The organism is Streptomyces niveus (assembly GCF_001723055.1).
Classification (GTDB): Bacteria; Actinomycetota; Actinomycetes; order Streptomycetales; family Streptomycetaceae; genus Streptomyces; species Streptomyces niveus.
On record NZ_MDCR01000339.1, the window covers coordinates 17,319 to 31,808 of the forward strand.

A 14,490-nucleotide genomic window follows, 5' to 3' on the forward strand; every position below is an offset into this window, starting at 1 on the left:
ACCCCCCCCGCCCGGTCAGCCGACGACGGCTGACCGGGCGGCGGTGTGGTCGCGCTCCCCGGACACGGCGCGGATGCCCGCGAAGGAGCTGTTGGCGAAGGAGGTGCCCGAGAACGGGCCGTCCGTCGTCGCGCCGTACAGCGGATGCCGGGGCGGAGCGGCGGCCGAGGCGGGAAGCGTGAACCAGATGACTTTTCCCGCGTCACCCTCCGCGCGCACGCCCCAGCTCTCGCTGACCGCCTCGATCAGGGCGAGACCGCGCCCGCACATGTCGAGCGGGTCGGCCTCCTTGATGGTCGGCAGGCGCGGGTCGTGGTCATGGACCGCGACCGTGAGCCGGTCGAGCAGGAGTTTGATGTCGACGGTGCACATCTTGTCCGGCTGTGCGTGCCGGTGGACGTTGGTGAGCAGCTCGGTCACGCCGAGCGCCGCTTGATCGATCAGTGGGTCGAGCTGCCAGTAGCGCAATTGCGCGGAAACGATTCTGCGGACCTGGCGGATCCGCGACGGCAGGGCCTGGAGCTCCACCGTGCACTGCCTGCTTGGCTGGCTGATCACGGCTGCGACTCCCCGATTGAGGTCCGGAGGAAGGCATGGATCACATCCAGCAGCTCACTCGCGAGGCTCGCTGCTGTCTTGCCCGGTGGGGCTGGATCGCAGCGTCACCACCGGTTCACCCTGAGTGATGTACACCAGAGTGAGCCATGTGGCACGTGACCGCAACTCGCGGGCCTCGGCGTCAACCGCCGGATGTCAGCCCCTTCGCCGTCCTGTCGGGCCTTCGCCCTCCTGTCAGGTCTTCGCCGTCCCCGCCCTGCGTACGGTCTCCAGGAAGCGCCCGGCCAGCAGCCGGCCCTCCGGCCGTCTCCCCTCGCCGCCCATCGTCAGCCGGTAGCGAATGCCGTTCACCGTCGCCACCGTGCTGTCCTCGCCCCGGAACCACGGCCTCGCCGCCTGCACCGCCCGCAGCGGCGCGCTGTCGATGACCCGCCCGTAACTGGTCAACAACGCGAGTCTGCCGTCCTGGATGAGCACCCGGCCCGCTTTGGTGAGCGAGCGGGGCCAGCGCTCTATCTCGACGCCACTCGCGCTGAACTCAGGCTCCGCCATGGCTGATCCGCCCCCTTCGTGCTGTTCCCTACGGGGAAGTCTGCACAACTCAACGCGCGGACGCCAGAGAGACTTCCCCACGAGCCCCTGACGACACGTCACCATCTGCCGACCCGGTCGAAGGGCGCCCGGCACGCCCCGTGTCCAAGGCGTGGCTATGGATACCCAAAGGCATGGTTTGCCCAGGTCGAGGGCTTACTGTTGGCCGGGGGAAGGGCACCGGCGGGACGAGGGACGGCGCGCATGACGGAGCAGCAGCAGACCATCGACGTGAACCGTGGCGACCCCGCGTACCGGGCCTGGCTCAAGGAGGCCGTACGCAAGGTCCAGGCCGACGCCAACCGGTCGGCCGACACCCACCTGCTGCTCTTCCCGCTGCCCGAGCGGTGGGGCATCGACCTGTATCTGAAGGACGAGTCCACCCACCCGACCGGCAGCCTCAAACACCGCCTCGCCCGCTCGCTGTTCCTGTACGGGCTCTGCAACGGCTGGATCCGCCCCGGAAAGCCCGTCATCGAGGCGTCCAGCGGCTCGACGGCCGTCTCGGAGGCGTACTTCGCGAAGCTGATCGGCGTCCCGTTCATCGCCGTCATGCCGCGCACCACCAGCCCCGCGAAGTGCCGGCTCATCGAATTCCACGGCGGTAGCTGCCACTTCGTGGACGACCCGCGCCGGATGTACGAGGAGTCGGCCACCCTCGCCGCCGAGACCGGCGGGCACTACATGGACCAGTTCACGTACGCGGAGCGGGCCACCGACTGGCGCGGCAACAACAACATCGCCGAATCGATCTACCAGCAGCTGAGGCTGGAGCGCTACCCGGAGCCCGCCTGGATCGTCGCGACGGCCGGCACCGGCGGTACGTCGGCGACCGTCGCCCGCTATGTGCGCTACATGCAGTACGACACCATGATCTGCGTCCCCGACCCGGAGAACTCCTGTTTCTTCGACGGCTGGACGCGGCGCGACCCGCAGGCGTGCAGCGAGCGCGGCTCACGGATCGAGGGCATCGGCAGACCGCGCATGGAGCCGAGCTTCGTGACCGGAGCCATCGACCGGATGATGAAGGTGCCGGACGCGGCGAGCATCGCCGCCGTACGCGTACTGGAGCGCACCATCGGCCGCAAGGCGGGCGGTTCGACGGGCACCGGGCTGTGGAGCGCGCTGAGGATCGTCTCCGAGATGGTGGCCGAGGGCCGCAAGGGCAGCGTGGTGACGCTGATCTGCGACCCCGGCGACCGCTATCTCGACAAGTACTACTCCGACGACTGGCTCGCCGCACAGGGCATCGACATCACGCCGTACACCGCCACCGTCGAGGACTTCCTGCGCACGGGCCGCTGGCCCGCCTAGCCGTCGCGCACGACCCGCCTCGCCGTCACTTCTCGTCGCGCTCCGGCAAGGGGGAGTAGCGGGTGGGTCCCGGCGTCCTGCCCTCCGGGGGATAGTCGCAGTCGAGGCTGGAGACCTCGTAGTCGTCGCCCTCGTTCTGTTCCTGGTCGACCACCACCGACGCGGTGCACGCGCGGCCGTGCTCGTCGGTGAACGTGACGATCTCGCTGTAGTCCGTCGGCACGCCGCATCCCGTGAGCAGCAGCGCCGCCCCGGCGGCCACCGCCACGGCCAACCCCCGTACCCGCTTCATCCGTTGCCCCTCCACGTCCGCCGCCGCAGTCCAACTCGGCCCGCCGGGCCACACGGTAGCGCCGGAAGCGGCCCCCGGTCCTGAACTGTCAGCGAACTGAAGGGAGTTGTTCGTCGTTCGTCAGCCGTCCCGTCAGGTTCACGTCGCCTTCCCGGGGCGCCGGGACCGCCATTGTCCGTGCGCTCTCGTCCGCCCGGACGGTGCCCGTCGCCGTGATCCGCGTGACGTCGCGGCTGCCCGCCGCCAGCAGGAACCAGTTGCCGGACGGCGCCCGCCAGCGCGTCCCGGCCAGAACGTGCTGGCCGAACCGGCTGCACGACGCCGTGTCGCGGACCTCGGCCACCACCGTGTCCGGTTCGGCGGGCGACGAGGCGGGCTGCTGGAGCCGCACCGCGATCCTGCCGGGGCCGCGCCAGGAGTCGGCCCGGGTGCACACCCAGGTGGCGCGCGCGCCGGTCTCCGGCAACTCCTGCTCGGCGAACGCCCAGTTGTTGACCGCCCGCACACCCGATCCCCGCAGGCTCCCCAACGAGCACGCCGTACGCGCCCAACTGGCCAGCGCCGCACCGCCGGTGGCCTCACGCGGCGCCCGCGCGGGCGCGCCGGTACCCGGCAGCGGGGTGTACGTCAGATGCGCGGGCGAGAGATCGCCGAGATCGGTGAGGAGGAACGCGTGCCGCTCCACGATCTTCTCCGAGGAACGCAACCGCAGCACCGGCCACGACGCGCAGCCGTCACCCGGCGCGGGCGCCGGTACGGGAGCGGTGACACCGTCCTTCGACACGGTCAGGTCCTCGGCGGGTGTCTCCGGCGCGAGCAGGTCCCGTGTCGAGGACTCGGCGATCCACGGGGCGAGGAGATAGCGCACACCGCCCCGGCCACGGCTCACCACCACGGCGCCCGCCGTCGTCACGTCGGCGTCGTCCGTACGCGCGAGGTCCAGGGCCGGCGCACCGTCGCCCGACACCGGCTCCGCGTACCGCGCCACCCGCCTGCCGTCGTGCAGCAGCACCACCACGGCGCCGTCCACCTCGCCCGCGTACAGCAGGCGCGGCGGCTCGGCGGGCGGCGCCGAGGCGGTGCCCGTGGTCGCCTTCACCCGGACCGCCGGGCCCGGCGCGCCCCAGGCCCGCAGCGCCCGTTCCAGCAGCGCGCCGTCGCCGGTACGCCCGCCCCGCGCCGGCCAGACGGAGAAGTCCACCCGCGAGGTGTCGGACCAGGCGTCGCCTGCCGCCCGTTCCAGCAGCGCCGGGTCCAACGCCCGCGCCAGGGAGGCGCCGACGGCCCCGCCAGCCACGGCGGTCGGCCGCTGCGGGCTCTGCTCGGGCATGGCGATCAGCACCGAGGCCGCGAGCGCCACGACCACCGCGGTCGCGCCGGCCAGACGCGTACGGTGCCGGCGCCGCAGCAGATCCGTCGGCCGGGTCTGCACCGTGCAGGGGTCGAACTCCGTTGCGCCCAGCAGTGTTTGGGTCCGTCCGCCGCGCTCCGACGCCACCCGCTCGGCGGCCCGCAGGGCGCCCGCCGGGTCCCGTACCCCGGCGGCCGCCAGGAGCGTACGGACCTCGGCCGCCGCCATGCCCTCCAGAACGCGCAGCGCCAGCGCGGCGCGGGCGGCCGATCCGACGGTGAACAGCGCCTGGTCCAGGGCCAGTTCGTCGCCGCCACCGGCGCGCGGGAAGAGCCGAAGCCCCGCCACGGCGGGCAGTCGTGGCAGCCGCCGGGAGACGAACGCCCGCCAGTGGCGGGGCCGCCCGTCCCTGTCCAGGGCGTCCCGGACCACCCGCTCACGTATCCAGACGTACGCGGCGCCCGCGGTGCCGCGCTGCGCGGGCACGGGGGAGAGGGCGTCACCCTTGCGCGACCGGGGCAGGACACGCTGGACCACGGCGTGCGCCGTCAGCACCCTGCGGTGGCGGCCCAGCCCCGGCGGCAGGATGAGATAGGCCAGCCGTACGAGCCGCGGATAGTGCTCGACCAGGGCGGCCTCGGCCTCGTCGACGCCGGGGCGCCTTTCCGGCCGGGTGTCGTCGGTCGCTCGCCGGTGTGTCGGCATCGGGCTCTGCCCTTCCGAGGTGCGGATGCGCGGTCACTCGACGGGGAAACGAGTGAATCGTGCGAACGTCACACCGCAGATGGGGGCGGCCCGAGGGCCATCGCCCGGACAACTGCCCTGCCGACGCGGGGAGTCGAGCGCGTTCAGCGCCCCTGACCACGCAGAAGAGCGTCGACGACCCGGCCGAAGACGACGCGTCCCGTGCGCGCGGTCACCCCGTCAAGGAAGCGCGGCAGAAAGCTGACACGCAACTCCTCCGTCCACCGGACCAGCGTGTGACCATCGCTCTCGGCCACCTCGATCTCGGCCCAGCCGGTGATCACCCGGCCCCGCTTCTCCAGCCGGCAGCGCCCCGGGCGACCCGCCGTGGGCGGCTCCCACCGCACGACCTCCATCGGGTCGTCGAACCGCACCCGCCCGAGCCCGGTACGCGCCACGAACACCGTCCCCGTCCCGCTCGGCCCCGGCGTCTCCACGAGGATCCGGGTCAACGGCACCGTGCGCGCGTGCGCCGGCCAGTCGGTGATCCGCCGCCAGGCCTCGTCGGCGGGCAGCGCCGTACGGCGTGCGACACGGAAGACGCTCACCCGTCGGCCGATTCCCCGGCGACCACCAGTCCGGGCAGATGCTCCACGATCTCCTCGCGCACCTCGGGCGACAGCCCCGCGTCCGTGACCAGGGTGTCGACCTGGTCCAGCGTCGCGAACGAACTCAGGCCCACCGTCCCCCACTTGGTGTGGTCGGCCACGACCACCACCCGCCGCGCGGAGCGCACGAAACGGCGGTTCGTCTCCGCCTCGGCCAGATTCGGCGTCGACAGACCCGCCTCGGCGGAGATCCCGTGCACCCCCAGGAACAGCACGTCGAAGTGGAGCGAGCGGATCGCCTGGTCGGCGACCGGGCCCACCAGCGAGTCGGACGGCGTACGGACCCCGCCCGTCAGCACCACGGTGGCCGCCCCCGCGCGCTGCCCCCCCGACGCACCGGCGGGCTGCGCGGCGTGGAACACGTCGGCCACCCGCACCGAGTTCGTCACCACCGTCAGATCGGGCACGTCCACCAGATGGTGCGCCAGCGCGTATGTGGTGGTGCCGCCCGACAGCGCGATCGCCCGGCCGGGCACCGCCATCGCGGCGGCGGCCCGCGCGATGTCCTCCTTGGCGCTCAGCTCCAGCTCCGACTTGGCCTCGAAGCCCGGCTCGTGCGTGCTCGCTTCCACCACCGGTACGGCGCCGCCGTGCACCTTCTCGATGACGCCGAGGCGGGCGAGCGCGTCGAGATCCCTGCGGACCGTCATGTCGGAGACGTTGAGCTTGCGCGTCAGCTCGTTGACGCGGATACCGCCGCGCCGGCGCACCTCGTCGAGGATCAGGGCCCGCCGCTGTTCCGCGAGGAGGTTCTGGTTGTCGCTCACCACCGGGGCCCGTCCTTCCACGCCGGCATCCTGCGGGGCCGCCGTACACAGCTCGTCATCAGGGTTGCTCATCCTCCCACGCCGTTGGGCCCCCTACGCAGGTGTCGGCCTCCCCCGGTCCGGGGAGAGTCGCTGAAGGCGGCGGCCACCGCCCGCGAGACGTCATCCGAGAGCGAGTCACCCACGTGTCCTCTGAGCCCCCCGTCCGCCGGAGCGACGGCGCCGCGCTCGAACTGCTGGTCCACGGCGTCGGCGGCGCCACCGCGCAGGAGATGCTCGCCGATCCGTACGTGGTCCGGATCACCGGCGACGAGACGGCCGCCATCTACCGCCGGCCCGCCGACGAGGAGGCCGAGGCGCACCCCGAGCGGTACGAGGACGGGCCGGTGCCCGAGGCGTACTGCTGGTCCAACCTCACCTCGGGCAACGGCACCCGCGCCCTGTGGCTGCTGCTGCTTCCCTTCATGGTCGTCAACCTCGCGCACTGGATGCGCCCGGCGACCAACGGACTCGGCCGGATACAGCGGCTGTACGGCGTACTGGTCCGGCTGCTCGCACTGACGCTCACCGTCCTGCTGACCGCCGCCGCCTGCGAGGTCGCGCTCGACCTGGTGGCCTGGCAGTGCGCGGGCTCCGCCGGCTGCGCGGACGACCGGGCCTGGCTCGGCTTCCTGTCCGCCGCGCGGGACGGCTGGTGGGCGCAGCCCGGCCGCCGCCTCGCGCTGGCCGCGCTGGTGCCCGCCGCGCTCGTGGGCCTCCTGTGGTATCTGTCCAACCGGACCTGGAGCGCCTACGAGGCCCAGCGCCCGCCGACCGGCCCCACCGCCGTCGGCAGCTGGTCCGAGCCGGAGACGGCAGGCGCCGACGACACCGACGCGTACGAGGGGCCGGCCGAGCCCGCGACCGTCCGCCCCGCACTCGCCAGGCCCGGATTCTGGTACGGCCGCCGGCTTGTCGCCCGGCTGCGCGCCGCGCACACCGCCGCCGGATTCCTCACCGTCGCGGGCGCGATCACCGGAGCCGCCGCCCGCCACGACCGCGACGCCGCCGGTGCCGTACGCGAGGCCATCGGCTGGCTGCTCCACTCGACTCTCGTCGCCGCGGGGCTCGTTGTGCTCTGGGTGGTGTGCAGCAGGGGGCGCAGCGAGCGCAGGCGGGACGGCACACTCGACAAGGCGCTCATCAGCCGGCTGCCCGCCGGCTCCCTCGTCCTGCTCGGCCTCGCGATGGTGTACGCCGCCTGGTCCCGCCCCGACTGGGTCTCCTCCGGCACCCTCCCCGGCGCCGTCACGTTCTCGGTGCTCATCCTCGCCCAGGGAGTCCTCGTCGTCGCGCTCGCGGTGGCGGCCTTCGCCCTGCACCGCCGCGCCCGGCACGCCAGGATCGCGCTCCACGGTCTCGGCGGCCCCGCCGTCGCCATGCTGGCCTGCGCCCTGGCCGGGGTGATGACCGGCGGCGTGGCCCAGCGCGTCGGGGACTGGCTCGACGGGAGCGGCACGCCCGGCATGGGGGAGGGCCCGATCCCCGGGCCGCCGGTGCTGCTGAGCTGGCAGGCGGCCGTCATCCCCGTCCTGCTCGTGCTCCTGCTGATCCCGGTCGTCCTCCTGGCCGCGCGCACCGTACGCACCGGCCGCCGCCTCGCCCCGGTCGTGGAGGCGGAGTACGGGTCCCGGGAGGCGAGGGTCACCCCCGACTCCGTCCGTACCCGCCGGATCGCCGGTGCCCGCGCCCGCGCCGAACTCACCGACGCGGCCCCCTGGTTGGTCGGACTCGTCTCCGGCGCCTCGCTCCTGCTCGGCACCGGCGCCGTCCTCGGGGCCTGGCTCAGCGGCGACGTGCCCGGCCGGGCCGCCGAGGGCGAACCGGCGCTGATCCAGTCGGTCGCCGACACCGCGCAGGCACTCGGCTCCTGGCTCATCGGCCTCGGCTTCATCCTGTTCGTCACGTGGGGCCGCCGCGCCTACCGCGACCCGTCGGCCCGGCGCACCATCGGCATCCTGTGGGACGTCGGGACCTTCTGGCCGCGCGCCTCGCACCCCTTCGCGCCGCCGTGCTACGCGGAACGCGCCGTACCCGACCTCACCTGGCGGATGGCCACCTGGACCGCCCGCACCGGCGGACGCCTCGTCATCTCCGGCCATTCGCAGGGCAGCGTGCTGGCCGCCGCGGCCGTCTGGCAGCTGCGCGAGGGCACCCGCCACCAGGTGGCGCTGCTCACCTACGGCTCACCGCTGGAGCGGCTGTACGGCCGCTGGTTCCCGGCCTACTTCGGTGCCACGCCCCTCGGCGACCTGGGCCGCGAGGTGCACTGCTGGCGCAACCTGTGGCGGGCCACCGACCCGATCGGCGGGCCGGTCCGCCTCGGCGGCCAGGGAGACGAACCGGCCGTGGACCACGGGCCGCTCAAGGACCCGCTCGCCTACGGCCGCACCGAGCGCCGCCCGCTGCCCGAACCGATCCTCGGGCACTCCGACTACCAGGCCGACCCCGGCTTCGCCGCGGAGCGCGCGGCGCTGCTCGACCGGCTGCCGCCCGCACTGCCCGCGCAGCGCGACGGCGCCGCGGACCAGCGGCACGGTCACGGCAGTTCGGGCAGGTCGTCCGCGTAGAGGAGCGTCAGATCGTCCGTGCTGGTCTCCGGCAACTGGGCGACCCTGCTCGCGTGTTGCTCCACCATCGACTCGAACGTCTGGCGCGCGGTACGGCCGTTGCCGAAGGCCGGTCCCTTGGGCAGGACGGTGAAGTACTTGAGCAGCGCCTCGGGCGTGCCCGCGCCCAGCCGGTACTCGTGCTCCTCGGCCTGCCGCTCCACGATCCGCAGCAGCTCGTCGGCCTCGTAGTCGTCGAAGGTGATGGTCCGTGAGAAACGGGACGCCACACCGGGGTTGACCGCGAGGAAGCGTTCCATCTCCACCGTGTACCCGGCGACGATCACCACCACCGCGTCCCGGTGGTCCTCCATCAGCTTCACCAGCGTGTCGATCGCCTCACGCCCGAAGTCACGCCCCGAGTCCTCCGGCGACAGCGCGTACGCCTCGTCGATGAACAGCACACCGCCACGGGCCCGGTCGAAGGCCTCCTGCGTACGGATCGCGGTGGAGCCGATGTGCTCGCCCACCAGATCCACCCGGGAGACCTCCACGAGATGACCGCGCTCCAGCACCCCGAGCGAGGCCAGGATCTCGCCGTACAGCCGGGCCACCGTCGTCTTGCCGGTGCCGGGGGAGCCGGTGAAGACCAGATGGCGGCGCGCCGACGCGGCCTTGAGACCGGCCTGCTGCCGGCGCCTGCCAACCTCGATCATGTTCGTGAGGGCGCGGACCTCGCGCTTGACGCTCTCCAGGCCCACCAGCTCGTCGAGTTCACCGAGGACCTTGTCCGGTTCGCGTACCGGCTCGGCGGGCGGCGCCTGAGGCACCGGCGTCGGGCTCGCGCTCTGCGCCGGGACCGAGCCCAGCAGCCCCGTCGTCTCGGTGGCGGTCAGCAGGGCCGTCGGCTGCGGCACGGGGGCCAGCACACCGCTCTCGTCGCTCGTGCAGTCCTCCACGGTCGGCCCGGCCCCATTGCCCTCGGCGCCCGGCACGGTGCCGTCCGGGAACTCGTAACCGCCGCGCGCGCAGCGCTCGGTCCGACAGCGCGTCAGCGTCGTACGGCAGCCGTCCATCACATGGAAGCCGTAACCGCCGCTGCCCGTCACCCGGCAGTCGTGGAACGTGCCCCGGCCCTCGGCGGAGACGTAGAAACCGGCCTCGGCGGGCGAGGTGATCGTGCAGCGCTCGATGGTCGGGTCCGCGCCCTTGGTGACGATGACACCGGTCTGCACGCCGTCGATGGTGCAGGAGTTGAGCGTGCCGCCGCTGCCGTGGTCCCGGAACCAGGCGCCGGTGGACGCCTCCCTGATCCGGCAGTCGTCCAGCTGCGCCGTGGCCCCGTCGCTCACCGAAACGGCCGTGTTGCGCACCTGGGACAGGTCGCTGTCCACGACGTCGGCGCGCGAGCCGCGGTCCAGGACGAACAGCGCGTCCGGCACGTCGTGCACCCGGCACGAGTCGAGGACGACGGTCGCCCCGTCGCTCACCCAGACCGCCGGGTAGTCGCCCGTGCTGTCGTGTATCTCGCACTGGTTGGCGTCCACGCGGGTGCCCGGGTCCCAGACGGAGAGACCGTTGCGGCCGAAGCGCCGCACCGTGGAGCGGGTCAGCGTCAGCACCGAGCGCGAACGCAGGTCGAACGCGTTCTCCGGGATGTCGTGGATGTCGCAGTCGGAGAGCGTCAGCACCGCGTCCGTGTCGAGGGTGATCCCGTCGGCCGACGTGCGGTGGACGCGGGAGTCGGTGAGATGGGCGGCGGCGCGCGCGGCGATCTGCACGCCGGTGCCCTTGATCTCGTACACCTCGCAGCCGACGGCCTCAAGACCGCTGCCCTCGCCGGTGACGGTCAGTCCGCCGCCCGACGCGTGATGGATCCGGCACCGTTCGAGCCGGGGATGCGCCCCGCCGCGTACCGAGACGCCCGACTGCCCGGCCGCGACGACCTCGCAGTCCTCGAAGACCCCGCCGGCGCCGTCGAGTACGGCGACACCGACGCCGGCCGGATTGTCGACGGTGCAGCGGCGGACGGTGGGGCGCGCGGCGCCGCGCACCTCGATCCCGGCGGCCGAGCGCGTGACGATCCGCAGATCCGTCAGCTCCGGGGTGCCGTCCTCCACCAGCAGCGCGGGCGCGGTGGTGTCCTGGCCCTCCACATGCAGGTCGTGGACGGTCGCCGAGGCGCGCACCGTGAGCGGTACGCCGTCCGGCGGCGCGATGCGCACCGAGCCTGACGGGCCCTCGGGTCCGCGCAGCGTGACGGCGCGCGTGACCACGAGATTCTCCCGGTAGGTGCCCGGTGCGACGGTGAGTATGTCGCCGTCGCCCGCGGCCTCCAGGGCCGCGGCGAGAGAGGTGTACTCGCCGGTACGGCGACGCCAGCGCGAGGTGCCGGTGTGCGTCACCTGGACGGTGCCCTGTGCCATGGTGTTGTTCTGTCCCCACCTCGTGCGCCTGCGCGTGCTGTGCCGACCTGACCTGCTCGGGGGTCGACTCAAGGAAGTCCCCGGCCGCGTCAGAGGACCGGGTCGCACCACCGTAGCGCGCGCGGCACCGGTGAGTTGACCCAAGAGCGGTTTGGGTCAGCTTCCGGCACCGGTACGACCCCAGTCCGGACCGGCCCGCGCCCACGCCAGATCGAGGCGCGCGTACCGGACTTGGTTGAGTCCGAACACCACCAGCCGCCGGGCGCCCTCGATCAGACCGGCGGCGCCCACGGCCACCGCGAGCCCCGCGAGCACCGCGTGCGTGCGGGCGACGGCGAGGTCCGCCGGGCGCTGGGCGAGCCGCCCGCCGCCGTCCGTCCAGACCGCGAAGGTGTCACCGGCGCGCAGGGCCGGCGGCGCCGAGCGGACGAGTTCGGTGTGCCGACTGCCGTCCGGCGCCGTCCACTTGGCGATCACCGGCCGGCCGGGGTCGCGCTGGACCGGGGCCTCGGGGTCGGACGCGACGCGGGTGGCAGCCGTGGCCTCGCGGACCATGACGGCCTCCGTGCGGTGCCGGTCCTCGTGCTGGGCGCGGATCGTCCGCCGGAGCGCGTCGTCGGTCAGCGCACCCGAGATCCAGCCAATCGCGGGCACGGCGACAAGCATCAGGAGCAGGGCGCCGAGGGCGACCCATGCCTCGATCAGATCGGTGCTTCTCCGCAGCGGGTTGTGCCGCCAGCGCCGGAGCCCCACGACCGCTCGCATCGTGTCGCACCCCTTCCGTCCGCCGTCCGTTCCCCCGTCCGTCATAGCCCGGCGGGAACCGGCTCACGCACAAAAGGGCGGAAGGGAGAGCGAAATCACCCTTCCGTTCGACCGGTCGGATCCGGCCGCCGACTAGTCGGTGAACACCCTCACCACGTCTCCCACCTGCACCGTGCCGGTGTTCTCGGGCACCAGATGCTGTCCGAAGACCAACTTCCCGTCGAATCGGCGGTGCCTGGCCAGCGTACGCAGCGGTTCCTTGCCACGCAGCGCGGTCCGCTGGTCGGTCGTGGTGATCACACAGCGACCGCACGGCTTGGCGACCCGGAAGGTGACCTCCCCGACCGTGATCCGGCGCCACTGGTCCTCGGCCCACGGAGCCGTCCCCGCGACGACGAGATTCGGCCGGAACCGGTTCATCGGCAGCGGCCCCTCGTCGGCGTGATCGCCTTGCGCTATCAGGGAGTTGAGGGCGTCGAGCGAGGAGAGGGTGACGACGAGCAGGGGGTAGCCGTCGGCGAAGCTGACGGTCTCTCCGGGGCGGGCGTACAGCGGATCGACGGGCCGCGCGACCGCCGGGTCGCCCAGGTGCGCCAGCCGGACCTCCACCCCGAGGTGGCGGCTGAACCACTCGCTCGCGCGCGCGTCGGCCGACAGCGCGTCAACCTTGGTCCCGAAGACGTTCACCACGATGTCATCCGCAGATGCGTCCGTACGGGTGATGACGTCAACGCCCCTTCCCACCCGGCCAGTTGGCGATCCGCCCGGCACGGGGCGCGCGACGGCCAACGGCTCCAGGCCGGGCGCGTACAGCATGATCCCGCCGTCCGGCAGCGGCTCGGCGCGGGCCAGCGCCAGGCGTGGCAGCTCGCGCTGCGTGACAGCGGTGTCCGACGCGTCGATCAGTGTCCAACGACGGTCGCCCGCCAGTCCCCACGGCTCCACGACCGCGCTGTCGGCCGTGAAACCTCCCACCGATTTCACCGGATGAACGCGCAGGGCATGCAGGACTGGGAAGGACTGCTGAGGCATACGGCCATCCTGCCAGCAGCCCCCCGGCTCCCTCCGGCCTTCTCCGCTCCTCCCGGCCCCCGGCCCGATGTGCGCCCGGTGCGTCAGCTGTCTCCGTCGTTCCGGGACGCCCCGGTGACTCAGTAACCCCGGCTCTGGTAGGGCCGGTTGTACGGGTCGTCGTACTGCGCCGGCGCGGGCGCCGGACGCGGCGAGGCGGGGCGCATCGCCTCGTACCCCGTCGCCGACCCCGGTCGCTGCTGCTGCGGCGGGCGGGGCTGCTGGGGACGCGGCTGCTGTTGCTGCTGCTGGGGCTGGTACTGCTGAGCGCCCTGATAGCCGCGGGGCGGCGGCGCCTGCTGCGGAATGTAGGGCGCCGGGGCGTGCTGGAGCGGCACGGGGTGCTGCGCCGGCTGCGGCTGGTAGCCACCGCCGTAGGACGGCGTGGGCTGCGAGGGAGCGGCCGGCAGAGCGGGAAGCGCCGAAGGCAGCGCCGGCAGATAGCTGTTGCTCTGGTAGCTGCTGCCGGTGTCGTAGGCGGAAGGCACTCGGATCGGGGCGATCTGAGGCGTGCCCCGCTCCGCGACCAGGGAGTCGTAGATCGGGGTGTCCGGGAACGACGGCGCGGTGTAGTAACCGCCGCCGTAGGTGGCGCGGGGGGAGGTCATGGAACATAAGTTAAGCCCACGATGTGCCGGTTGGGGAGTCCGATTAGTGGGTTCTTTCGGGAGCTCTGGGCCACTTCGGATCCCCAATGCGAGCGAACTTGGGAAAATCGGTCGTCCGGCCGCGTACTGATCGTGTAAAGGGCAAGCTCCAGAGGGGTTACCGGTGGGTCCTCGTGGGTGCGACGACGCCGGTAGCGATTAGGTTTGGAGCGACGGAAAACTTTCGGTCACCCGACTCTCGATGGGGGCGAGCATGTCCATGCTTAAAGGAGCCAATGTTCCGGTGACGGCACCGAGTGTGCGCGTCGAATTGGGATGGCGTTCAGCGCCCGGCACGCCGGATGTCGACGGCTCGGCCCTTCTGCTGAAGGCCGGAAAGGTTCGCTCCGACGCGGACTTCGTTTTCTACAACCAGGCGACGCACGCGTCAGGTGCCGTGCGCCACGACGGAAAAGGCACAGGTCCCGGCACCGTGACCGACACCCTGTCCGTCGATCTGGGCCGGGTCGAGGCCGACATCGACCGTATCGTCGTCGCCGCGTCGGCGGACGGCGGCAACTTCGGGCAGGTGCCCGGACTCTACGTACGCCTCCTCGACGCGGCGTCGGGCGCCGAGGTCGCGCGGTACGACAGCCAGGACGCGACCGTCGAGACGGCGTTCGTCCTCGGTGAGCTCTACCGGCGGCAGGGCGCCTGGAAGTTCCGCTCGGTCGGCCAGGGGTACAGCAGCGGACTCGAAGGTCTGGCAACGGACTTCGGCATCAGCGTCGACGAGCCGCAGCAGGCGGCGCCGCCGGCCGCGCCCGT

At 72.7% G+C, this 14,490-nt stretch carries 13 protein-coding genes; 3 read left to right on the plus strand and 10 right to left on the minus strand.

Going from position 1 to position 14,490, the window contains the following annotated elements; genetic code table 11:
- Positions 1-15: 15 nt before the first annotated feature.
- Together BHU15_RS31445 and BHU15_RS31450 are read right to left on the minus strand one after the other, a co-directional pair.
- Positions 16-558, minus strand: a complete 543-nt coding sequence (locus tag BHU15_RS31445; protein ID WP_171906965.1) for an ATP-binding protein — start codon at positions 556-558, stop codon at positions 16-18.
- A 234-nt stretch (positions 559-792) separates the two neighbouring features.
- Positions 793-1,110 carry a hypothetical protein gene (locus tag BHU15_RS31450; RefSeq protein ID WP_023543474.1) on the minus strand — a complete coding sequence of 106 codons (318 nt, stop codon included), beginning with the start codon at positions 1,108-1,110 and terminating at the stop codon, positions 793-795.
- 243 nt (positions 1,111-1,353) lie between these two features.
- On the opposite strand from BHU15_RS31450, the gene BHU15_RS31455 reads away from it, so the two are divergent.
- Positions 1,354-2,463: a PLP-dependent cysteine synthase family protein gene (locus BHU15_RS31455; RefSeq protein ID WP_069630236.1), complete on the plus strand. Its 1,110-nt coding sequence runs from the start codon at positions 1,354-1,356 to the stop codon at positions 2,461-2,463.
- A 25-nt stretch (positions 2,464-2,488) separates the two neighbouring features.
- Here the strand turns inward: BHU15_RS31455 and BHU15_RS31460 are convergent, their stop codons facing one another.
- From BHU15_RS31460 to BHU15_RS31475, 4 genes are all read right to left on the minus strand, one after another.
- Positions 2,489-2,755, minus strand: coding sequence for a hypothetical protein (locus BHU15_RS31460; RefSeq protein ID WP_069630237.1), 267 nt, complete (start codon positions 2,753-2,755; stop codon positions 2,489-2,491).
- Between the two features lie 88 nt (positions 2,756-2,843).
- Positions 2,844-4,811, minus strand: a complete 1,968-nt coding sequence (locus tag BHU15_RS31465; protein ID WP_069630238.1) for a hypothetical protein — start codon at positions 4,809-4,811, stop codon at positions 2,844-2,846.
- A gap of 143 nt (positions 4,812-4,954) precedes the next feature.
- Positions 4,955-5,398, minus strand: coding sequence for an SRPBCC family protein (locus BHU15_RS31470; protein ID WP_069630239.1), 444 nt, complete (start codon positions 5,396-5,398; stop codon positions 4,955-4,957).
- On the minus strand, positions 5,395-6,225 hold the full coding sequence (locus tag BHU15_RS31475) for a DeoR/GlpR family DNA-binding transcription regulator (RefSeq protein ID WP_069630248.1): 831 nt from the start codon (positions 6,223-6,225) through the stop codon (positions 5,395-5,397). The genes BHU15_RS31470 and BHU15_RS31475 overlap by 4 nt, the downstream gene beginning before the upstream one ends.
- A gap of 185 nt (positions 6,226-6,410) precedes the next feature.
- On the opposite strand from BHU15_RS31475, the gene BHU15_RS31480 reads away from it, so the two are divergent.
- Complete coding sequence (locus tag BHU15_RS31480; RefSeq protein ID WP_069630240.1) at positions 6,411-8,834, plus strand: hypothetical protein; 2,424 nt, start codon at positions 6,411-6,413, stop codon at positions 8,832-8,834.
- On the opposite strand, the gene BHU15_RS31485 is transcribed toward BHU15_RS31480, so the two are convergent.
- From BHU15_RS31485 to BHU15_RS31500, 4 genes are all read right to left on the minus strand, one after another.
- Positions 8,804-11,239, minus strand: coding sequence for a right-handed parallel beta-helix repeat-containing protein (locus BHU15_RS31485; protein WP_069630241.1), 2,436 nt, complete (start codon positions 11,237-11,239; stop codon positions 8,804-8,806). The two genes, BHU15_RS31480 and BHU15_RS31485, sit on opposite strands and share 31 nt — an antisense overlap.
- Before the next feature lie 156 nt (positions 11,240-11,395).
- The gene (locus tag BHU15_RS31490) at positions 11,396-12,004 is read right to left on the minus strand and encodes an Rv1733c family protein (RefSeq protein WP_069630242.1); all 609 of its coding nucleotides are present in this window, start codon (positions 12,002-12,004) and stop codon (positions 11,396-11,398) included.
- 132 nt (positions 12,005-12,136) lie between these two features.
- On the minus strand, positions 12,137-13,036 hold the full coding sequence (locus tag BHU15_RS31495; RefSeq protein ID WP_069630243.1) for an MOSC domain-containing protein: 900 nt from the start codon (positions 13,034-13,036) through the stop codon (positions 12,137-12,139).
- Between the two features lie 119 nt (positions 13,037-13,155).
- Positions 13,156-13,683 carry a DUF6643 family protein gene (locus tag BHU15_RS31500; protein WP_069630244.1) on the minus strand — a complete coding sequence of 176 codons (528 nt, stop codon included), beginning with the start codon at positions 13,681-13,683 and terminating at the stop codon, positions 13,156-13,158.
- A gap of 241 nt (positions 13,684-13,924) precedes the next feature.
- Here BHU15_RS31500 and BHU15_RS31505 point away from each other — a divergent pair.
- On the plus strand, positions 13,925-14,490 hold a 566-nt coding region (locus tag BHU15_RS31505), incomplete at its 3' end, for a TerD family protein (RefSeq protein WP_141726919.1).